Source organism: Acidaminobacter hydrogenoformans DSM 2784 (assembly GCF_900103005.1).
Lineage (GTDB): Bacteria > Bacillota > Clostridia > Peptostreptococcales > Acidaminobacteraceae > Acidaminobacter > Acidaminobacter hydrogenoformans.
Window position 1 is genome coordinate 197,303 of the sequence record NZ_FMWL01000002.1, and the last position, 20,186, is coordinate 217,488.

The following is a 20,186-nucleotide window of genomic DNA, read 5'->3' on the forward strand; positions in this document are numbered from 1 at the left end:
GAAGCTCATCTCAATGAAATCAAAGATTTGATTACATTGAGATGAGCTTCCTCATTTATTGAAAAGCTACTTTATTTTTTCGTTTTTTTTGCGTCTCTCTTTCCTGTTTTAGCCGCCATATGGCGTTTATATCTGGACTCTGAAAGATACCACGTCGCAAAGCCAAAAAGAATGCCGCCTATGGCGAAAAAAAGTACCGCCGCGCCTATTTGCAGCCAAATCTCAGAGGTAAATTGAAATTTTAGCGAGACGCCCAGCAGCAATATATAAATGACACTTGTCATCAGCGTCCATGCGAACAGGCCTTGCTTAATCACATAGTGCAACATGCCCTTTTGCCGCATAACCGACCATTTTTGCATTGCCAACGCTTCCCGTTCGGCGCGTCGTGCTTGATTTTCCCTAACTCGAGCCTGGGTACGCCGCGCCTTTTTTTCTTGCGGTGACAGCTCCGTCTTTTTCTCTCCGGCCATATGGACCCCCATGATCTTTTTTATTGCGTTCCAGCACTTTTACACATTAACGAACGCGTTTTGATAAATTATCTTTTTAGTCTCAGCCGCATAAGCTTCACAGATCAAATTAGAAAACGCCATCTGCGACCAAGTCGCGGTCCGGCAAATCCGAGGCATAATCCGCCATTCGAATGACCACATGCTCAGACTGTTCCAGCGTTGTATCCAGCCATACCGTTATTCCATCTGCTTCAAAGGCTTCAAACATCTCTCCTTCACCTTGGCGCAATCCGCCGACCCTGACCAGGGTCAGATCATGAATTGCTCAGCAGCTGCCTTCAGTCGTCCTGTAAACCACCAACTCATTTTTGCCTGAATTTTTGAGAAACGATAGTACTTGAGGTTGAATTTCAATCACCATACTCACCTCCCTCTTCTATTATACACATACCCTCAGAAAAAAAAAGAAATTGGGGCAGGTTGCCAAACTGTTTCCAGCCACACTGCGCCAATTTCCTTTTCATTTTCATTTTTGGGCCACATTCAATTTAAGATGAACCATTCAGATAACCCTATATCAGATACACTTATATTGGGTAAACGTTCTCTTCCTGACTTCCAACAGTATTGTCAATCCGGTATTTTTCAGCCATCCGAAGTTTGAAAAAGTCGAGCGCCACCTGCGGAAAGAGTGCATAGGTGAGTACATCTTCAGGATTCTCAATATACATGCCAATTTCCTTCTCTTTTTCTTCAAGCATAGGTTTGAGTAAATCTGCCGGCCTGCAGGTGATAACTTCTTCATTTCCAATAATTTTTTTAATGATCTCATCTTTAATAGGGACAGCGGGTTTGCCATACATCCCTTTGACGTATGCCTTGACTTCATTTGGCACCATTTTGTACCGTTCGCCAGTGATGACGTTCAATACTGCCTGGGTACCAATAATCTGGCTCGTTGGCGTCACCAGAGGCGGATACCCAAGGTCCTCTCTGACCCTTGGAACCTCTTTCAGAACGTCCGCATATTTGTCCAAGGCATTTTGGAGCTTGAGCTGAGAAACCAAATTTGACAACATTCCGCCTGGAACTTGGTATACCAGCGTATTGATGTCCATTCCCAATATCTTGGGATCCATAAGGCCTGTTTCAAGCGCCCTTTCCCGCATTGGCGCGAAATGTTCCGCGACTTCATTCAAAATGTTGAGGTCAATGCCTGTCTTTCTGTCTGTTTCATTGAGCATAGCTACCATGGCCTCTGTGGCAGGCTGAGATGTTCCTAAAGCAAAAGGGGATATTGCCGTATCTATAATATCCACCCCAGCTTCAATAGACTTCAAATAAGTCATGTCCGCAAGGCCACTCGTACAATGGGAGTGCACTTCAATAGGAACTTCAACGCTGGCTTTCAGGCCCTTGACGAGTTCGTAGGCTGTAAAAGGCGTCAAGAGACCACTCATGTCTTTAATGCAGATCGAATCCGCGCCCATGGAAACCATGTCCTTTGCCAGGACAATAAACGACTCAATGGTATGAACAGGAGACACCGTATAAGAGATCGCCGCTTGGGCATGTGCCCCTTCTTTTTTGGTGGCAAGAATGGCTGTTTCAATATTCCTGAGGTCGTTGAGAGCGTCAAAGGTCCGAATGATGTCAATCCCATTGAACACCGCGTGCTTAACGAACTCTTTGACAACATCATCCGGATAGTTTTTATATCCAAGCAGATTCTGACCTCGAAGCAGCATTTGCAGCTTTGTGTTTTTTACGTGCTTACGAATCAAACGCAGCCGGTCCCATGGATTCTCATTCAAAAATCTAAGGGAGGCATCAAAAGTAGCACCGCCCCAAACCTCCATGGCGTGATACCCTACAGAATCCATCTTTTCAAGTATAGGCTGCATTTCACTTGTTTTCATCCTTGTTGCGATCAGGGACTGGTGTCCGTCACGTAATACAGTTTCAGTTATTTTAACGGGGGTCATAACATTATTGCCTCCTCAATAAAATCAAAAACACTCTTTAACAAGATATTATCACTCGATTTGAATAATGTACATTTGTTTTGAAAAGTGATAATATAGTGATGGCTTTCATTAATTAGGTAATTTCAAAAATTCCTTCGTTTTTTGAGGAGGCAAAAAATGGACACTACAGATATTAAAATTCTTGAAATTTTACAAACAGATGGCCGCATATCCATGAAAGAATTAGGCAACCTTGTGGCACTTTCACCTCCCGCTGTCAGCGAAAGGGTAAAACGCCTTGAAGAGTCTGGCATCATTAAGGGATACGCTGCTGTCGTCGATCCAAAGCTGCTTGGGAAACGTGTATTTGCCATTATCAATGTTCAAATGATGGTCAATCAGCACAGGGCATTTCTGCAGCTTGTCAACAATGATCCTGCAATTGTCGAATGTCATCACTTGACAGGTGAAGACTGCATGACTATCAAAGTTCTGCTGTCGGATACCATTGAGTTGGAAAAGCTGCTTGACCGCATTCAGCAATTAGGAAATACCCGGACCACCATAGTATTGTCCAGTCCGCTGGATCGAAAACCCATATTGCCATAGGAGCGTCGCGAATACATGAAAAAAAATCACATCATCCTCTTGGCTTTAATTCTGACCTCAGCCATTGCGGTCAACTTCTATTATTTTTTTAACCGCACGGTAACCTTACAATTTTACGCCCACCCGGATAAGCTGGGTGTCATGGAGGATGTCATTGCCGTCTTCGAAAATGAGAACCCAAGAATCAAGATCAACTATGTCCAACTTCCAGACGACACCAATGACAAATATGCCATTATCAGCAGCCAGCTTTCTCTTCAAAACGGTTCCATTGATGTTTTGGACGCTGATGTCACCTGGCCGTCAATTTTTGTTAAATCAGATTGGGTTGCGAATCTTGATGACTATTTTAATGAGGATGAAATTGGCGGTTATCTAAAAGGCTCAATCGATTCAGCTACGGTCGGCGGAAAGCTTTATGGAATCCCTTATCGAATTGATTCGGGCGTCTTGTTTTATAGAAAAGATCTTTTGATGAAGTACGGTTACCCTGTTCCAAAAACTTATGCAGAGCTCATTGACACCGCGTCTGCAATAAAGGCACAGGCACCGGAGCTCAATGGATTTTCCGCTTCCTGGAAAAACTTTGAGGGATTAACCTGCAGCTTTTTTGAAATGTTATGGTCTGGCGGCTATGAGATCGACACCTCTGAAACGCCTTATAGGATTAATGCCGCGGGTGTAGCGGAAACACTTGATTTAATGCAGTCCATGATCAGCCGCTACAAAATCGTTCCAGAAGCTTCTTTGACATATTCAAGCGGTGACCTTAGAGCGGCGTTTATTGAAGGCAACCTCATTTTTATGAGAGATTGGCCTACAGGCTGGCGAAAGCTCTCCGAAGCGCCGGCGCTTAAAGACAAAATCGCTGTGGCACCCCTTCCGAGCACAAAACCCGGTCACGCCTCTTATGGCGCACTTGGCGGCTGGATGTATATGGTCTCAAAGGATTCAAAACACAAGAAAGAGGCTGTTCAATGGATCAAATTTCTGACGACTTATGAAAACGAAAAGCTTCTTAATTTGAAATATAACTATATCCCTTCCAGAATTGAGCTGTACTCGGATGAGGAAGTTTTGGAGCGTATGCCGTTTCTGGAAACTATGCTTGACTATTTCAACCAATCCAGACCAAGACCTAAAGTCGCGAATTATGACGAGCTCTCGCTCCTGCTTCAGAACCAGATTCACCATACATTAAAAGGTGAACAGACACCTGAAGCTGCCGTCATGATGCTCGAATCACTGCTGCCAAGACTGCTTTATTAGAAGAGAGGAAGTGAGGGGGCCCTTGAAGTTCCTCACAAATTTAATATTTTTTCTCATCATATCCATTCTGGCTTTCTGGAGCGCGTCAGCTGCTTTCTCATCAAGCCAGGAAATCACGCCTTTGGATCTCAACACAACAGCGCCTTTCAGTGCTGCCGAAGTGACGGCGAATCAAAAAAACCTTAAAGTTGTGGGTCTGAATGATGATTACCCATTAATGTTTATCAACCGAAATGGTATGCCGGATGGTTTGGCTGTCAACCTGCTTCGTGAATTTTCTGAGTCCTTTGGGTATACCGTTCAGTTTGAGCTTTTAAATACTGAGCAGCTCCGTCTCATATCCGCGGACAGCTATGATGTCATTTACTCTGGGAACAGAATCTCTGCCCCTGAGCTTACGAGATTGACAGAACCTTTCTATATCCATTCCTATACACTCTTTGTTGAGCAATCCGCAGCGGAAAAAATTGATTTTTTATCATTATTTCTTGAGGATTCAGGCAAGCTTAGCATAGGATACAGGAGCAATGATAATTTAGACAAATTCTTGGAAAACAAGTCAACCCGCAACAGCTTGATGCCCATGCCAAATCACGACTCAGCGCTGGAGGGCCTTCTGGAAGATCAATACGACGCGGCTTTCATGCCCAAAGAGATTGGACTATTATTGTTGAGCGAACGAAACGCCTTGGAGATCCAGGCACTCGAAACGACACTCTATTTAGAAGAAAACTCATTCATTGTTAGCGCCAGTGATATTTTGCTTCAATTCGAGCTTAATAATTTTATTCAAAGCCTTAAGAAATCCGGCAGACTTCAAACTTTGGTCAAGACATGGATTTCCATACCTGAAAGCAACAGTGAAGAATCAAATCTGCTGTCCCTATTCAACTATTTCTTTCTGATTTCTGCAGCTGCAACCTTTGCGTTCTCCTATAGAAGCTACCATCTTGAACGGGATGTCGAAAAGCAGGCCGCTGAGCTCAATCAGCTTAACTATGCCAACGAAGAGCTCTGGACGGCTTTGATCAACGAAGAACGCTATAAAAATGAATATTATATCAATTTGTCCCACGAGCTGCGTACGCCGCTCAGTCTGATCCTGAACGCCGTCAATGCCGCAGAGCGCAGTGTACTGACCCAATCCAGCACACTTTCCGCAGACAAATTTTCCAAGTACACCGGCATAGCTAAAAATAACAGTATGAGACTGCTTCGCGTCATAAATAATCTGATTGACGCAAATCATCTTGAAAACAAAGACTACACCCTCGACCTGAAGCGCGTGGATCTCGTACTTGAGCTCAACGAGCTGATCAAATGGATTAACGAGGTTCTTGACCCAAAAGCCCTTGATATTCATCTCTCAACTTCATTAAAGTCACTCGAAGCAATAGTCGATCCCTATGAGCTGGACCGAATAATCCTGAATCTGATCTCCAACGCTTTCAAATTCAACGATCAAAAACCTTGCATACAACTGAAACTTTCCAGTGGCAATGAAAGTCTTTTCATTGACTTTGAAGACAACAGCCTTGGCATTCCTAAAGATTCAGTACAGCGGGCTTTCCAAAAATTCCATCAGCTCGAGTCGGAGTTTTCCGTTAAGTCAGAGGGCGCAGGCTTTGGTCTTTATCTTTCCAAGCAGCTTATTGAGCTGCACGGCGGAACGCTCAGCCCAATTTATGCCTCGGGCACGAGTGGCATGCACTACAGACTCCAGCTGCCCCTAACTATGTCAGAAGAGTATCACAAACCCTCAAGCGGCAAAAGCTTATTTTATGACCGAGGGCGTTTGGTTCGCCTTGAACTCTCAGAAATCAAAACCCAAGATTTGTCCAAAAATTAAAGGGAATCCTGATCCAACCACCTATATGGCGTTTGGAATAGGATTCCCTTTATCGCTGTTCTGACTCAGGATTAAATGACCATATGATTATAAATTTCGGTTTCTTTATATTTGTCAATTTCTATGACTTGTCCCCTGCGTACCATGCGGGCTGGAATGCCAACCGCTGTTGAAAATGACTCAACATTGTGAAGCACGACAGAATTCGCGCCAATTTTACTTCCAGAGGATACAGTTATAGGACCAAGAATTTTCGCCCCGGAACCAACGACCACATCATCTCCAATAGTAGGATGCCGTTTACCTTTGTCTTTGCCAGTGCCACCCAAAGTGACGCCCTGATAAAGGGTCACGTAATTCCCTATTTCAGTGGTCTCACCAATAACGACACCCATGCCGTGATCAATGAACAGACCTTTGCCGATTGTCGCAGCCGGATGAATTTCTATGCCAGTCATGAACCTCGCGAATTGAGAGATAAAACGCGCGGAAAAAAAACGTTTGTGGCGATACAGCCAATTGGCAACTCTATACAGACCAACAGCATGTACACTTGGGTAAAGAAGAATAATCTCAAGATTGGATCGCGCTGCAGGATCACGTTCTTTTACTGTCTCCAAATAAGCTTTTATATTTCTGAACATTATGCTTCACCCCTAAATACATTCATAGACAGGTATTTGTCTCCACTGTCTGGCGCCACTGTCAGTACCTTGGCATCCGGCCCGAGTTCAGCCGCAATCTTAAGGGCCGCTGCTACATTGGCTGCAGCAGAAATGCCCAGAAACAAGCCTTCTTCCCTGGCCAATCGATTAGCTGTCTGATAAGCGTCATCATCTTCCACCGTCATAAGCTGGTCCACCACATCCTGATTGTAAAGCGCCGTCACAAATCCGGCGCCAATCCCCTGAATCTTGTGAGATCCTGGCTGTCCGCCGCTTATGACTGGCGAATTCGCCGGCTCAACTGCGACAATTTTTATGAAAGGACGCTCTTCTTTCAAACGCTTCCCAACACCGCTGATTGTACCGCTGGTTCCAACACCGGCTACAAAGACATCCAATCGCTCAAAATCGTTAAGGATTTCCTGGGCTGTTGTCTTATAATGCATATCAGGATTCGCCGGATTTGAGAATTGTCCTGGTATGAAGACATTGTCATCTTCCTCTTTCAGCTGAGACGCTCTTTCAATGGCACCTTTCATGCCTTTCGCGCCTTCTGTCAAAAGGATCTCAGCGCCGTAAGCTTTCATGATGATTCTCCGCTCAATACTCATGGTCTCAGGCATGATAATCACGACCTTGTAGCCCTTCAAAGCCCCAATCATGGCAATGGCAATGCCAGTATTGCCGCTGGTCGGTTCGACAATAGTCATCCCCGGCTTAAGTTTCCCTTTTTTCTCAGCATCCTCAATCATTCCGAGGGCTGCCCGGTCTTTGATACTGCCACCTGGATTCTTTCCTTCAAGTTTTACGTAAACCTCTGCACCTTGTGAAAGAGGCATAGCATTTAATTTTACTACAGGGGTTTGACCAATCATTTCCAGCAATGAATTATAAATCATTTTCTGCGCTCCCTTCTTACTTGCCTGACATTTTAACTGACGACAAAAAACTCCACCTCATGCACTGACTGTGCATAGAGGTGGAGTTTGCTCCACGGTTCCACTCTAACTTTAACTCTGGGACACTTTCATGCCTGATCCCTGTAACGGGAGAACCCGGCGCAGCCTACTCAACTTTCGGTGCGCGACTCAGAAGGGCACTTCACACTGACCGTCATAAGGGATTCCCACCGACACCCTCTCTCTGAAAAGACTTGTCAACATTACTTTCCTTCGTCAACGTATTTCCGACTGATTTAATATGAATTCTACTTAATACGTATTTTAAATCCTCTCGTTCAAAAAGTCAAAGCTTTTTTTGAAAATATTAATAACGATTCAGTCTGGTGGTTAAAAGCTCAATAAATCGCTCTGCATCCAGACCTATACACACTTGAGCGTTAGGTGACTTTCCCCAGCGGCCATCAAAATCACAAACTGTTTGTCCGTCACAATAGCGGCTTTCTGTCTCAATTCCCACATATCTATGGATGCATTTTACAAGTGATGGGTCAATTGCCACGGCAACAGCTAAAGGATCATGCATCAGACACGCCTCAAAGCCGTTGATTGCCAAAAATCTTTGGCGGTACTCCATTGTGACCTGATCTACAAATTTCTTTATATCCGGGCTTGCAGTCAGCGCGTCAATATCCGTCTTCCGAAGCAGCGCCTTACGCGTGACGTCCAGTCCCACCATAGTCAGTGGCGCGCCACTGTGAAAAACAAGATCCGCAGCCTCCGGATCTATGGCAATGTTGAATTCCGCCACCGGAGATTCATTGCCGCGCCCTTCAGCGACGCCTCCCATGACTATGATCTCCTTGAATTTTAAAGCCAAATCACGGTCCTGCATCAACAGCACACCTAAATTGGTTTCAGGTCCGGTCATAATTAAAGTGATCTCACCGGGATACTGCTCTAACTGAGACTTGATAAATGTCCCCGCATCAACCTCGCTTGGTTCGCCTGGCTGAAGCTCTGCCAGTTGTCCCGCCAAGCCGCAGTCCCCATGAACTTCTTTGGCATACCTTATTGAACGCCACAAAGGTTTCAGCGCCCCCTTGAAAACCGGTAACGCTTCTCTTCCAATCAGCTTTAAAACCTTCAGCGTATTTTTCGTTGCCGACTCCAAATCAATGTTCCCGGAAACTGTGGTAATCCCAATAACCTCAAGCTCTGGCGAAGCCAGAGCCAGCATGATGGCAATCGCGTCATCAATGCCGGTATCCACATCCAAAATCACTTTTTTCTTTCTGATGAATCCTGCAACTGTCAAATTTTTCATCCTCTCTTGCAACAAGAAAGAAGGTGTGCTGAAGAAAGTCTTGCCTCAACTTCCTGGACCACACCTTCTGTGCCTTGATTTATTTGACTGATTTACTTCACTGCATGTTATTCAACAGTTACTTCTGCAACTTTTCATTACTTTTTGAGTAAGTCCCTGATCTCTTCAAGAAGGACTTCCTGACGAGGTGGCTCAGGTGGCGCAGAAGGCGCTTCCTCTTGCTTTTTCCTCATTCGATTGATCAGCTTGACTACCAGGAAGATAGCAAAAGCAATGATCACAAAATCCACCATGGACTGAATGAAGGCGCCATAACGTATAGCGGCTTCTTCCACGCCTTCTGAAGCCGGCGTAATCACATACTTGAGATTCGCGAAGCTTACACCACCTAAAACCAATCCTATCAAAGGCATTATGAGATCGTTGACGAGTGAGGTGACGATCTTGCCAAATGCGCCGCCAATGACGACTGCGACCGCGAGATCAACAACATTGCCTCTTAGCACAAAAGCTTTGAATTCCTTTAACATGAGTCTCCTCCTCTACCACATTAGTTAATGTTAGTGGACGATATACCCATATTTATCCTGTTTATTCTTTTGGCATTAAGACATTCATTCTTTTTTCCAAAATTTTGATTTCTATGGGGAGCCTGCCCCCTTCTTCACCATCGATATCAATTTTCATGAGATCCATGGAAGAGGCCTTTAAATGCTTTACCGGGTAATACACTATGGTCTCTCCAGCGAATTTTTGCGTATTTATGTAGTTCATAACAATCTTTACCGCCTGCATAAAGGACGACTTTTTCATCACCATGAGGTATAAATTCCCGTCATCCAGCTCAATAGGCCTGGCATAATTCCTGAAGCCCCCTACAGAATTGGAATTCGTGACTGTAAATAAAGTGAGGTCCTCTTCAATGACCTCACCATTGATTTCCAACTTAACCCGGTGAGACTCTTTCAAATATTTCAGGCTGTCTTTGATGCCATAAACCAGGTATGCCAAGCGGCCAAACAATTTCTTCAGTGGCCTGGGCACGGCATAGCCCACATCCGTAAATGCCCCTACTCCAACGACATTAATGAAGTAAAGCCCGTTGCAAATTCCAACGTCTATCTTCTTTGTCGTTCCCTTTTCCAGCACAGTTATAAAATGTTCAATTTTATCCTTCATCCCTAAGACAGAAGCAAAGTCATTCACCGTTCCAAAAGGAAGCACGGCAAGTACCGCTTCTGAATTTCCCTTAAGAATCCCGTTGGCAGAGCTATGGACGGTTCCATCACCGCCGCAGGCTATAATCAGCTCCGCGCCAGCTTGGCAAGCCCTTGAAACTTCAGCTTCAATGTCAATGCCTTTTGCGACATCTATTAACTCAACCTCAGCCTTCATTTCCAGGAACGCCATCAAAGGTTCTAATTTCCAGGATGGCTTGTGCATTCCCGAATAGGAGTTGTACACCAATGCAATTTTTTTGTAATCCATAAAGTTGGCCTACTCCCCTCTATTTCACGGATGCGTCATTTTGCTCACTGAACTGCAAAAGACATCTGTACTGACATTATACCATGTCCTTAAAAAATGACCAGACGCCACTATTTTACAATTCTGAGACAAGGGTCAATTTTTGGAATGACACCCTCTGGCCCGTAAAGGGCCACCCTAAAGAATGGCTTCCGATGGTGGCTCGTTTTGCGACAGCAGCCGAGGCGCCCCAAAACGAATTCCCACTGCGCCAAGTGGCGCTGTAATGAGAATTGAAAGCACCGCGACCGCCATGATTACCTCACCGCCTTTGACGCCCAAGGTCAGTGGTATGGCGCCAATCGCAGCCTGCACCGTGGCTTTTGGCCAGTAGGCCATGACGCAGAACAAACGTTCTCGGGCCGTCAGTTTTGAGCCTGCCGTCGAAATAAGGACGCCAAGGCTTCTGGCGGACAAACCAAAGGCAATAATCAGAAGCCCCTTCCCGCCTGCTTCTGCCGCTACCGCGGGATTCACTTGTGCCCCAACCAGCACAAAGAGCAATATTTCCGCGAACACCCAGATCTTGCCGAACTTGGCAGATAGACGGTGCGCTACAACCGGGCGCTTTTCAAGGAGTATAAAGCCTATTGTCATGACACCAAGCAGCGCCGCGATTTCCAAACGATTTTTCAGCGCTGTCTCCACCGCGGTCAGCATTATGGCGATGCCTAAAATCAACAGCACCTTCTTGGTATCTCTGATGTGGCGACGCTCAAAAAGCTTCACCAATACGAGCCCGCTGACGATGCCAAAGCCAATCCCCAAAAGTATGGAAACAGGGATCCACGCCAACTGAATGCCAATGTTGACATGAACTCCGCTGTACATCCCTAAAAAAGCAGAAAATATGGTGATTGCCACGACATCGTCCACGGACGCTGCCGCCAGGATCAAGGTGGGTATATTTTTATCTGTTCCCACACCGCGCTCTGAAAGTTGAATCATCATTGGAACTATAACGGCTGGCGAGACTGCCGCAAGAATGAACCCCAAAATTCCACCCTGAATCCAACTAAACTCCAAAATGATTGTAGCCATAAACGCAACCGCAAGACCCTCCAGGACGCCCGGAATAAAGCTGAGCTTTATTGCGGACAGTCCTACTTTGTTAAGAGCTTCACGACTGATGCCAAGTCCGGCTCTTAACAGAATAATAATTAATGCAATTTTCCTGAAATCCGCTGAAGCCAACATTAAGTCAGAAGCGATCCAATTTAAGCCATAGGGTCCAATAATTATGCCCAGGATCAGCATCCCAAGCAGTCCGGGGAGTTTTATCCGGGAAAAAAGATAGTTCATGAATAATCCAAGCAAAGTCACAACCGCTAAACCCGTCGCCATTTCGCACCCTCCTAAAAATTAACATTCAAAAACAAAAAATGACCCTGTCGTTTACTTCGACAGGTGTCATCAGCCCTTGGCATTTAACGGCGAACACCATCGCCAATTCATTTTTACCAGCGTATCATAACTGAACGGGATAATTCAAGGGAAATTTAAAATGCCCGGCCAATGCATCCTCCCAAGGTCTCCATCATTGTTCATTTTTTCACATTTATTTCACGAGGATGAAATCATGATATAATTTACTTAAATTTTGTCCCACTTAATTCCGAGTAATAAGCTTGTGTTTGCAATGACTTTAGTGTTGATAAAACTTTTTTTCAAAAAATTTCTACAATTATATAAGTTTAATATATTCATAATCGATAAAATAAGATAAAATCAAATCAACAATAAAAGAAGTCAGGAGGATGCTTCATGGCTAAGAACATTTTAACAGAAGAAAATTTCAAGAAGCTACATAATGTCATCGAGCAGTATAAACATATCCAAGGGCCTCTGATGCCTGTTCTGAATGAAGCTCAAGTCATTTTTGGCGCAATTCCGTATGAAGTTCAAAAGACTATTTCTGAAGCACTCAACATCCCTCTCGCTGAAATCTATGGCGTCGTCACCTTTTATTCACAATTTACGCTGGAACCAAAGGGAGATTATCTCATAGCCGTGTGTCTTGGCACCGCATGCTATGTCAAAGGTGCACAAAAGCTCCTGGATCAAATTGTCACGCGTCTCGGCGTCAAGGTTGGCGAGACTTCTCCTGACGGCCGTTATTCTGTTGAAGCCACCCGCTGTATAGGCGCCTGTGGTCTTGCGCCAGTTCTTACGGTTAATAACGCGGTTTATGGACGGCTGGTTGAGGGAGATATCCAGGGCATACTTGAGAAATATAGTAAAACTGCAGAGGAGGTTTCCGCTTGAAATCTTTAGTTGAACTTGAAAGAATCCAACAGGACGTGTATAAACGGATCAATCTTCGCACACTTAAAGGAGACTATACCGTCTCGGTAGCTGTTGATGATTGCGGCATGGCTGCTGGCGCACGCCAGGTCCTTCTGACTTTCCTGGATGAAATTGAGAAGCAAGGGCTTGAAAACATAAGAGTGATACAGACTGGATGCCTTGGCGATTGCAGCATTGAGCCAGTGGTTGAGATTTTTCACGAAGGTGAGCCAAAAGTCACCTATGTCCATATGACTGAAGAAAAGGCAAGACAGATCGTTAAAGAGCATTTGGTGAATCATCAGGTTGTTGAAGCATTCACCATCGGCAAACTAAAAAAGTAAAACCATGACAGGAGGCTTATGCCAATGAGTTTGTTCAGATCACACGTCCTCATCTGCGGCGGCACAGGATGTACGTCCTCAAGCTCCGACAAGATAGAGGATCGTTTTAGGGAACTGGTTGCAGAGCAAGGCCTGGACCAGGAGGTAATGGTCGTCCGTACGGGCTGCTTTGGCCTTTGCGAGGAAGGCCCCATCTGTATTGTCCATCCTGAGGGCTCATTTTATTCCAGAGTCAAGATCGAAGATGTCGATACCATTGTTTCAGAGCATCTGATGAAAGGCCGCGTCGTTGAGTCGCTGCTTTACAGGGATAAGCTCGCTCCGCCAGAGAAGCAGCTGGCCACATCCTTCAGTGATGTTACCTTCTATAAGATGCAGCACCGGGTCGCCCTTAAGAACTGCGGGGTGATCAACCCTGAGGTCATTGAGGAATACATAGCCTATGACGGCTACAAAGCCCTTGGCAAGGTTCTTACGGAAATGAAGCCTTCAGAAGTCCTGGAAATCGTCAAGCAATCCGGACTTAAAGGCCGGGGCGGCGGCGGCTTCCCTACAGGTCTCAAATGGGAATTCGCGGCCAAAACAGAAGGCCCAATCAAATATATTGGCTGTAACGCAGACGAAGGAGACCCTGGCGCCTTTATGGACCGTTCCATTCTCGAGGGGGATCCACATTGTCTGATCGAAGCCATGGCCATTGCCGGCTATGCCACAGGCGCGGAGAAAGGGTATGTCTATATTCGGGCGGAGTACCCTATAGCGGTTAAACGTCTTAGAATCGCCATTGAACAAGCCAAAGAACATGGGCTTCTTGGCAAAAACCTTTTTGGGACTGAATTTTCATTTGATATGGAGATCAGGCTTGGTGCCGGCGCATTTGTCTGCGGTGAGGAAACCGCGCTGATCGCTTCCATTGAGGGCGAACGGGGCATGCCGCGGCCAAAGCCGCCTTTCCCTGCCCACAAAGGGATCTTTGGAAAGCCAACCGTCATCAATAATGTTGAAACCTTTGCCAACGTCCCGCAAATCATTCTTAACGGCGCCGAGTGGTTCGCCAGCATGGGCACAGAAAAATCCAAAGGTACAAAAGTTTTCGCCCTCGGCGGCAAGATCAACAATTCCGGTCTGATTGAAATTGAAATGGGCACCAAGCTCCGTCATGTCATTGAGGAGATTGGCGGCGGCATTCCAAACGGAAAGAAATTCAAAGCGGTCCAGACCGGCGGCCCTTCCGGCGGTTGTATCACCGCAGATCACCTTGATGTGCCTATTGACTATGACAACTTAATTGCTCTGGGCTCCATGATGGGCTCGGGGGGGATGATCGTCATGGACGAAGACAACTGCATGGTCGACATTGCCCGCTTCTTCCTCGATTTCACTGTGGATGAGTCTTGCGGTAAGTGCGTCCCATGCCGGGAAGGCACAAGGCGTATGCTCGAGATTCTCGACAGAATCACGGAAGGCAAAGGCGAGATGGAGGACATTGAAAAGCTTGAGCGGCTGGCGAAAAACATCAAAGCCTCATCCCTCTGCGGCCTTGGGCAAACCGCGCCAAATCCGGTGCTCTCTACCCTTCGCTATTTCAGGACAGAGTATGAAGCGCATATTGTTGGGAAGACCTGTCCAGCCGGCGTTTGCCAGGCACTGCTCACTTATGTCATCACAGACGCCTGCAAAGGCTGTACACTTTGTAAGAAAGTTTGTCCGGTCGGCTGTATCACTGGTGAAGTCAAAGGGCTGCACTATATTGATCCGGACGCGTGTATCAAATGCGGCGCCTGCATGAGCAAGTGTCCGTTCAATGCGATTATCAAGAAATAACGCGAGGCCTAATTGAAGCGCCCGCTTGAATTCATATCGTAAGGAGGACGAATACATGGCTCAGGTGACCCTGAACGGGACTACCATACATGTAGATTTGCCAAAGACCATTTTGCAGGTGGCTGAAGAAGCCGGCCTGTTTGTACCCACCTTTTGCAACGACAAGCGCCTGGTTCCAAATGGCGCCTGCCGGATGTGCGTCGTCGAAGTCCAGGGCGCACGAAGCCTGGTGGCTTCATGCACAACCCCAGCTACGGACGGCATGGTGATCAACACAGAAACACCTGCTGTCATTGATGCCAGGAAATCCGTACTTGAACTGATTTGGGCAAACCACCCCAATGACTGCGTCGTCTGCGACAAAGCAGGTGACTGTAAGCTTCAGGACTATACTTATCGCTACGAGATTGATATTGATGCCTTTAAAGGCGCAAAGCGCGTCAGCGAAGTAGACGCTTCAAACAAATTTTTCTACAACGACCAAAATAAATGCATCCTTTGCGGAAAATGTGTCCGAGTCTGTGATGAACTTCAAAACACCTCAGCTATTGGCTTCAGCGAGCGCGGATTCCACACCCATATTACCCATCCGTTCGAGGAAGGCATGGATAAGTCAATTTGTGTCTCCTGCGGGAACTGTGTCTCAGTTTGCCCGGTCGGAGCCCTTATGCCTAAGAGCAAGGAACGTTTCAGAAACTGGGAGACCAAAAAAATACACACGACCTGTTCTTACTGTGGCGTTGGATGTCAGATGAATTTGATTGTCAAAGACAACAAAGTTGTAGACGTTGAACCTGTCAATGAACATTCCAACATGGGTCTGCTCTGCGTTAAAGGAAAATTCGGCTACAGCTTTATCGACCATCCAGACCGTCTGAAAAAACCTATGCTCAGGAAGCATGGCGTCTTGACGGAAGTCGAGTGGGATGAGGCCCTGGACTTTGTTGCAGACAAAATCAAGCACACCAGGGACGTCTATGGTGCTGACACGCTTGCTGGCCTGGTCTCTGCAAGATGCACAAATGAAGATAACTATTTGATGCAGAAACTCTTCAGGGCAGGTGTCGGGACAAATAACCTCGACCACTGCGCCCGCCTCTGACATGCTTCTACAGTCGCAGGTCTTGCGACTACACTCGGAAGCGGCGCAATGACAAACAGCATCCCTGAAATACCAAAAATTGACCTCGCCTTTATCACAGGCTCCAACACGACTGAAAACCATCCGGTCATAGGTGCTCAAATCCTTCAAGCTGTAAAAAACGGCGCCAAACTTATTGTTGCTGATCCAAGACGCATAGAGATCGCGGAAAAAGCGGATGTCTTCCTGCAGCTAAAACCTGGCACCAACGTGGCGCTTCTCAATGCCATGATGAACGTCATTTACAACGAGGGCTTATATGACGCTGAGTTTATTGAAGAGCGCACAGCTGGACTTTCCGGTTTGATTGACGTGATTCAAGAATATACACCGGAAAAAGCTCAAGAAATTTGCGGCGTTGACGCGGATCTCATCCGAAAAGCTGCCAGGATGTACGCCCACGCTGACAAAGCTGCCATTTTCTACGCCATGGGGATCACCCAGCACAGCACCGGCACAGGCCACGTTATGACCGTGTCAAATTTGGCTATGATGTGCGGCAATCTTGGCAAAGCCCACAGCGGTGTTAACCCACTCCGTGGACAAAACAACGTTCAGGGCGCTTGTGACATGGGCGGTCTTCCGGATGATTTCCCTGGTTACCAGAAGGTCACCAACCCGGAAGTGATCCAAAAGTTTGAGACGCTTTGGAATGCCAAGCTATCCTTTAAACGCGGCCTCCCTCTGACAAAAATGATGCAGGCAGCGCACAGCGGTGAAATCAAGCTCATGTACATCATGGGAGAAAATCCTATGGTATCTGACCCTGATACAACGCATATCCGCGAAAGCCTTGAAAACCTGGATTGTCTGATCGTCCAGGACATCTTCCCAACAGAGACCACCGAGCTTGCAGATGTCGTCCTTCCAGTCGCTTGCTTTGCTGAAAAAGATGGCACCTTCACCAACACCGAGCGCCGGGTACAGCGTGTCAGAAAGGCCGTTCAAGCGCCGGGAGAAGCCAAGGCGGACTGGGAAGTTTTCGTAGAAATCATGAAGCGCCTGGGCATGGATGTACCTTATGAAAAACCAGAGGATGTCATGAAGGAAATCGCGCAGTCTACGCAGCTCTACGGCGGCATCACGTATGACCGCATCGAGCACAAGGGCATCCAGTGGCCTTGTCCGACACCAGATCATCCTGGTACGCCTTATCTCCACAAGGACAAGTTTTCAAGAGGCAAAGGACTTTTTGTACCAGTGCATCACGTTGACTCCGCAGAGCTTCAAGATGAAGCTTATCCATTTATCCTGACCACTGGCCGCATCTTGTACCATTACCACACCAGAACTATGACAAAGCGCGTTGAAGGTCTCCATGCCATTGCTTCAGAAGGCTTTATAGAGATCTCTCCAAACACAGCTGAAAAACTGGGTGTTGAAGATGGCGAGCTCGTCAAAGTTGCTTCACGCAGAGGCACATTGGAAGTCAAGGCACGGGTAACAGATACCATTCAAGATCAAGTTGTCTTTATGCCGTTCCACTTCGCAGAAACCGCTGCGAATATCCTCACAAACGCCTCAGCGCTGGACGAGATTTCCAGCATGCCTGAGCTCAAGGTTTGTGCGGTAAGTGTTGAAAAACTGGAAACCGTTTAACTTAATTGCAGCAGAACGAGGTGAACTTATTGAAACGTTTCGGCACAGCTGTCTTATTGGCGGGAGGCCAAAGCTCCCGTATGGGCTTTGACAAACAGACGCTCTGTGTAGGCGACATGCGCTTGACAGATCTGATTTTCAGGCAGCTGACCGAAGTCTTTGAGGACATCGTTGTGGTAACAGGGCGGCCTGAGCTTTACGCGGGCCGCCCTGTTCGCGTTGTTTCGGACCGTCTGTATGGGGTAGGTCCGCTTGCGGGTATTCACGCAGGGCTTCAGGCTTCAGAGAGCGAATATATTTACTTGATGGCCTGTGATATGCCCTCATTTTCAGCGGCATTTGCCCGTTATATGATGGGGCGGCTGAAAAATGAAAAAGCCTGTGTTTCTCGTTTTGGAGAATGGATTGAACCCTTTCACGGATTTTATCATCGTTCCTTAATCTCTGAAATAGAGGGTTTCGTCGAATCTGGCAGGCGAAATATTTTCAAATTTCTCGAGCAGTTTGAAGTCTGTTACATTGAAGAAGCGACAACCCGCAGCTTCTCATCTGATTGGTCGCTCTTTGACAATCTGAACACGCCGGAGCAGTTGGAAAGACTCTCCGAACAATACTTTCCAAAGGATGGGGTGCATTTGAAAAAGACAACACCTATGCTGCGCTTTGAGGACGGCCACTGGGAAGCTTATCAGGATGAGGTCGTCAGCGAATACACCTTGCATTTGCACGTCAATGGCACTTCTTGGGCCAAGCTGCTTTGCAGCCCGGTTGCTTTAAAAGAGCTGGTCTACGGCTTTCTTTACAGCGAGCGTCTCATAGATCATCCCAACGACCTGACTGAGCTTGGGATGGATGTTAAGAACGGAGAAGCATTTGCCAAGATCGCCGGTTTTGACGAGGTCAAAGGGACTCGGACTATAGCGACCAGCGGCGCAAGACTTTATCAGGGGCAACCGTCCATCTCAAGGATTGAGCCTGAAGCCCTGGCTTCAGGGAGTATAGCGCCGGACTTTGTTTTAAACACCATGCGGGCGTTTACAACAAGCTCAGAAGTGTTTATGACGACGGGCGGTGTCCACGCATGCAGTCTCGCCTCTTCCACCCAGCGCCTTTCCTTTTTTGATGATATTGGCCGTCATAACGCCCTGGACAAGGTGATAGGCAGAGCTTTGCTGGATGGTGTCTCACTGAAGGACAAGCTTATCTTCTTCAGTGGAAGGATTTCCTCTGAAATTATTGGAAAATGCGCAAATGCAGGTATTTCCACGGTGGTGTCCAGGTCCGCCCCAACGTTTGGCGCTATTGAAGCCGCCAAGGGTTATGATATGACGGTTGTGGGTTTTACAAGAGGCAACAGATTCAACGTTTATAACGGGCATCACCGTCTGATGGGGGCGCCAGCAATGCCTGAAGAGAATCTGTAGGCTTAAGAAAAATTTGTGACCTTCACGATTATTTTTATATTGCGCAGCGCCAGATTTAGGCGTACGCTGTAGGTGTAAAAAAAAATCATGGGGGTAAGTTTTATGACCATCGGCATCATTATTCACTCAAAGACCGGACATACGCTCTCTGTCGCAGAAACTCTGAAAGCCAGCCTATCCAGCGCAGGACGCCCCGCTGTGCTCCTGCGGATAGAGGATCAGCCTGACTATGACAGCTTTGATGCCATCCTCCTTGGATCCCACACAGAAGGTTTTATGCTGGCCCAGGAAATGGTCGCCTACCTGACAGCGCTTCCTGAGAAGACACTCAGTCAGAAGAAAACCGTTTTGCTGATCACACACGCCTTTCCCCTTCACGCTATGGGCGGCAATCAGGCCATGGCAGGATTAAGAAAACTCGTTGAGGCGAAAGGTGCGAAAGTAGTCGCTGAAAAAATCATTGACTGGTCCAGGCCTGGCCGGGAGAGGCAGATTGAGGCCGCTGTGAAACAGATCACGTCTATCCTTTAGACTTTCTGCGAATTTTAACAATTTTGATCAAAAACATAAAAATAGCCCGCTGCTTGTATTTAAGCAACGAGCTTTTTTTATGGAGTAAAATGTGAGCAAACCTGTAAGCCGAGTTCTGTATTAGACAATCATCTATCTAGGCCCGTCGTTGCCGAAGGGCTCAAGCGACCTACCAACCGGGGGGAGCGAGCAACTCCCTTCTCATCCCGTACTTGGTCTTGCTCCAGGCGGGGTTTACAGAGCCGTCCAGTCACCTGAACGCTGGTGAGCTCTTACCTCACCATTCCACCCTTACCGCAGCAGGAGCCGAAGCTTATCTACTGTGGCGGTATCTTTCTATTGCACTTTCCTTGGAGTCGCCTCCACTGGGGGTTACCCAGCACCCTGCTCTATGGAGCTCGGACTTTCCTCGTGCCCGTTAAAGCACGCGATTGTCTGGTTTACTCACTCATTCATTATAGGCTTATTAT

18 protein-coding genes, 1 other RNA gene, 1 riboswitch and 1 other annotated feature are annotated in these 20,186 nt (G+C 46.8%); of the genes, 9 read left to right on the plus strand and 10 right to left on the minus strand.

Annotation, left to right across the window (positions count from 1 at the left end; all coding sequences use genetic code 11):
* Positions 1-71 precede the first annotated feature (71 nt).
* The 3 genes from BLP63_RS02815 to BLP63_RS02820 form a co-directional block, all read right to left on the minus strand.
* Entirely contained in the window at positions 72-473 is a 402-nt protein-coding gene (locus BLP63_RS02815; RefSeq protein WP_092589366.1) for a hypothetical protein, read from the minus strand.
* Positions 474-582: 109 nt separating this feature from the next.
* Positions 583-723 (minus strand): hypothetical protein, encoded by a 141-nt coding sequence (locus tag BLP63_RS16785; protein WP_170829249.1) that lies wholly within the window; start codon positions 721-723, stop codon positions 583-585.
* Positions 724-1,042: 319 nt separating this feature from the next.
* Positions 1,043-2,440 (minus strand): oxaloacetate decarboxylase subunit alpha, encoded by a 1,398-nt coding sequence (locus BLP63_RS02820; protein ID WP_092589367.1) that lies wholly within the window; start codon positions 2,438-2,440, stop codon positions 1,043-1,045.
* A gap of 159 nt (positions 2,441-2,599) precedes the next feature.
* Between BLP63_RS02820 and BLP63_RS02825 the strand changes: the two genes are divergently transcribed.
* From BLP63_RS02825 to BLP63_RS02835, 3 genes are read left to right on the plus strand one after another with little or no spacing between them, the layout of a single operon-like run.
* Positions 2,600-3,031: an Lrp/AsnC family transcriptional regulator gene (locus tag BLP63_RS02825; RefSeq protein ID WP_092589368.1), complete on the plus strand. Its 432-nt coding sequence runs from the start codon at positions 2,600-2,602 to the stop codon at positions 3,029-3,031.
* 15 nt (positions 3,032-3,046) lie between these two features.
* Entirely contained in the window at positions 3,047-4,300 is a 1,254-nt protein-coding gene (locus BLP63_RS02830) for an ABC transporter substrate-binding protein (protein ID WP_092589369.1), read from the plus strand.
* 22 nt (positions 4,301-4,322) lie between these two features.
* Positions 4,323-6,149, plus strand: a complete 1,827-nt coding sequence (locus BLP63_RS02835) for an ATP-binding protein (RefSeq protein ID WP_092589370.1) — start codon at positions 4,323-4,325, stop codon at positions 6,147-6,149.
* A 71-nt stretch (positions 6,150-6,220) separates the two neighbouring features.
* On the opposite strand, the gene epsC is transcribed toward BLP63_RS02835, so the two are convergent.
* The 6 genes from epsC to BLP63_RS02865 all read right to left on the minus strand — a co-directional run bounded on the left by epsC (position 6,221) and on the right by BLP63_RS02865 (position 11,911).
* Positions 6,221-6,793 (minus strand): serine O-acetyltransferase EpsC, encoded by a 573-nt coding sequence (epsC, locus tag BLP63_RS02840; protein ID WP_092589371.1) that lies wholly within the window; start codon positions 6,791-6,793, stop codon positions 6,221-6,223.
* On the minus strand, positions 6,793-7,713 hold the full coding sequence (cysK, locus tag BLP63_RS02845; protein ID WP_092589372.1) for a cysteine synthase A: 921 nt from the start codon (positions 7,711-7,713) through the stop codon (positions 6,793-6,795). The genes epsC and cysK overlap by 1 nt, the downstream gene beginning before the upstream one ends.
* 73 nt (positions 7,714-7,786) lie before the next feature.
* Positions 7,787-8,002 (minus strand) — a binding site (T-box leader).
* A 78-nt stretch (positions 8,003-8,080) separates the two neighbouring features.
* The gene (locus BLP63_RS02850; RefSeq protein ID WP_207646400.1) at positions 8,081-9,031 is read right to left on the minus strand and encodes a nucleoside hydrolase; all 951 of its coding nucleotides are present in this window, start codon (positions 9,029-9,031) and stop codon (positions 8,081-8,083) included.
* Between the two features lie 146 nt (positions 9,032-9,177).
* A complete protein-coding gene (gene mscL, locus BLP63_RS02855) occupies positions 9,178-9,570 on the minus strand; it encodes a large-conductance mechanosensitive channel protein MscL (protein WP_092589374.1) in 393 nt (130 codons plus the stop codon).
* A gap of 61 nt (positions 9,571-9,631) precedes the next feature.
* Positions 9,632-10,528, minus strand: a complete 897-nt coding sequence (locus BLP63_RS02860; protein ID WP_092589375.1) for a diacylglycerol/lipid kinase family protein — start codon at positions 10,526-10,528, stop codon at positions 9,632-9,634.
* A gap of 177 nt (positions 10,529-10,705) precedes the next feature.
* Positions 10,706-11,911 carry a cation:proton antiporter gene (locus tag BLP63_RS02865; RefSeq protein ID WP_092589376.1) on the minus strand — a complete coding sequence of 402 codons (1,206 nt, stop codon included), beginning with the start codon at positions 11,909-11,911 and terminating at the stop codon, positions 10,706-10,708.
* Positions 11,912-11,964: 53 nt separating this feature from the next.
* A riboswitch (Fluoride riboswitch) is annotated at positions 11,965-12,024 on the minus strand.
* A 307-nt stretch (positions 12,025-12,331) separates the two neighbouring features.
* Between BLP63_RS02865 and BLP63_RS02870 the strand changes: the two genes are divergently transcribed.
* From BLP63_RS02870 to BLP63_RS02895, 6 genes are all read left to right on the plus strand, one after another.
* Positions 12,332-12,832: an NADH-quinone oxidoreductase subunit NuoE family protein gene (locus BLP63_RS02870; protein WP_092589377.1), complete on the plus strand. Its 501-nt coding sequence runs from the start codon at positions 12,332-12,334 to the stop codon at positions 12,830-12,832.
* Positions 12,829-13,197: a (2Fe-2S) ferredoxin domain-containing protein gene (locus tag BLP63_RS02875; protein ID WP_092589378.1), complete on the plus strand. Its 369-nt coding sequence runs from the start codon at positions 12,829-12,831 to the stop codon at positions 13,195-13,197. Before BLP63_RS02870 ends, BLP63_RS02875 begins: the two co-directional genes overlap by 4 nt.
* A 24-nt stretch (positions 13,198-13,221) precedes the next feature.
* Positions 13,222-15,021 (plus strand): NADH-quinone oxidoreductase subunit NuoF, encoded by a 1,800-nt coding sequence (nuoF, locus tag BLP63_RS02880; RefSeq protein WP_092589379.1) that lies wholly within the window; start codon positions 13,222-13,224, stop codon positions 15,019-15,021.
* Between the two features lie 55 nt (positions 15,022-15,076).
* Positions 15,077-17,761: a formate dehydrogenase subunit alpha gene (gene fdhF, locus BLP63_RS02885; RefSeq protein ID WP_092589380.1), complete on the plus strand. Its 2,685-nt coding sequence runs from the start codon at positions 15,077-15,079 to the stop codon at positions 17,759-17,761.
* A gap of 29 nt (positions 17,762-17,790) precedes the next feature.
* On the plus strand, positions 17,791-19,185 hold the full coding sequence (gene fdhD, locus BLP63_RS02890; RefSeq protein ID WP_092589381.1) for a formate dehydrogenase accessory sulfurtransferase FdhD: 1,395 nt from the start codon (positions 17,791-17,793) through the stop codon (positions 19,183-19,185).
* Between the two features lie 102 nt (positions 19,186-19,287).
* On the plus strand, positions 19,288-19,716 hold the full coding sequence (locus BLP63_RS02895) for a flavodoxin family protein (protein ID WP_092589382.1): 429 nt from the start codon (positions 19,288-19,290) through the stop codon (positions 19,714-19,716).
* A gap of 88 nt (positions 19,717-19,804) precedes the next feature.
* On the opposite strand, the gene rnpB is transcribed toward BLP63_RS02895, so the two are convergent.
* Positions 19,805-20,163: RNase P RNA component class A (gene rnpB / locus BLP63_RS02900), an RNA gene on the minus strand.
* Between the last annotated feature and the right edge of the window lie 23 nt (positions 20,164-20,186).

Excerpts from the sequence above, each read along its gene's own strand:
- BLP63_RS02865 (WP_092589376.1), bottom strand. The coding sequence starts at position 11,911 with ATGGCGACGGGTTTAGCGGTTGTGACTTTGCTTGGATTATTCATGAAC.
- BLP63_RS02870 (WP_092589377.1), top strand. The coding sequence starts at position 12,332 with ATGGCTAAGAACATTTTAACAGAAGAAAATTTCAAGAAGCTACATAAT.
- nuoF (WP_092589379.1), top strand. The coding sequence starts at position 13,222 with ATGAGTTTGTTCAGATCACACGTCCTCATCTGCGGCGGCACAGGATGT.
- BLP63_RS02895 (WP_092589382.1), top strand. The coding sequence starts at position 19,288 with ATGACCATCGGCATCATTATTCACTCAAAGACCGGACATACGCTCTCT.
- BLP63_RS02860 (WP_092589375.1), bottom strand. The coding sequence starts at position 10,528 with ATGGATTACAAAAAAATTGCATTGGTGTACAACTCCTATTCGGGAATG.
- BLP63_RS02825 (WP_092589368.1), top strand. The coding sequence starts at position 2,600 with ATGGACACTACAGATATTAAAATTCTTGAAATTTTACAAACAGATGGC.
- mscL (WP_092589374.1), bottom strand. The coding sequence starts at position 9,570 with ATGTTAAAGGAATTCAAAGCTTTTGTGCTAAGAGGCAATGTTGTTGAT.
- epsC (WP_092589371.1), bottom strand. The coding sequence starts at position 6,793 with ATGTTCAGAAATATAAAAGCTTATTTGGAGACAGTAAAAGAACGTGAT.
- BLP63_RS16785 (WP_170829249.1), bottom strand. The coding sequence starts at position 723 with ATGTTTGAAGCCTTTGAAGCAGATGGAATAACGGTATGGCTGGATACA.
- BLP63_RS02815 (WP_092589366.1), bottom strand. The coding sequence starts at position 473 with ATGGCCGGAGAGAAAAAGACGGAGCTGTCACCGCAAGAAAAAAAGGCG.
- BLP63_RS02830 (WP_092589369.1), top strand. The coding sequence starts at position 3,047 with ATGAAAAAAAATCACATCATCCTCTTGGCTTTAATTCTGACCTCAGCC.
- BLP63_RS02820 (WP_092589367.1), bottom strand. The coding sequence starts at position 2,440 with ATGACCCCCGTTAAAATAACTGAAACTGTATTACGTGACGGACACCAG.
- cysK (WP_092589372.1), bottom strand. The coding sequence starts at position 7,713 with ATGATTTATAATTCATTGCTGGAAATGATTGGTCAAACCCCTGTAGTA.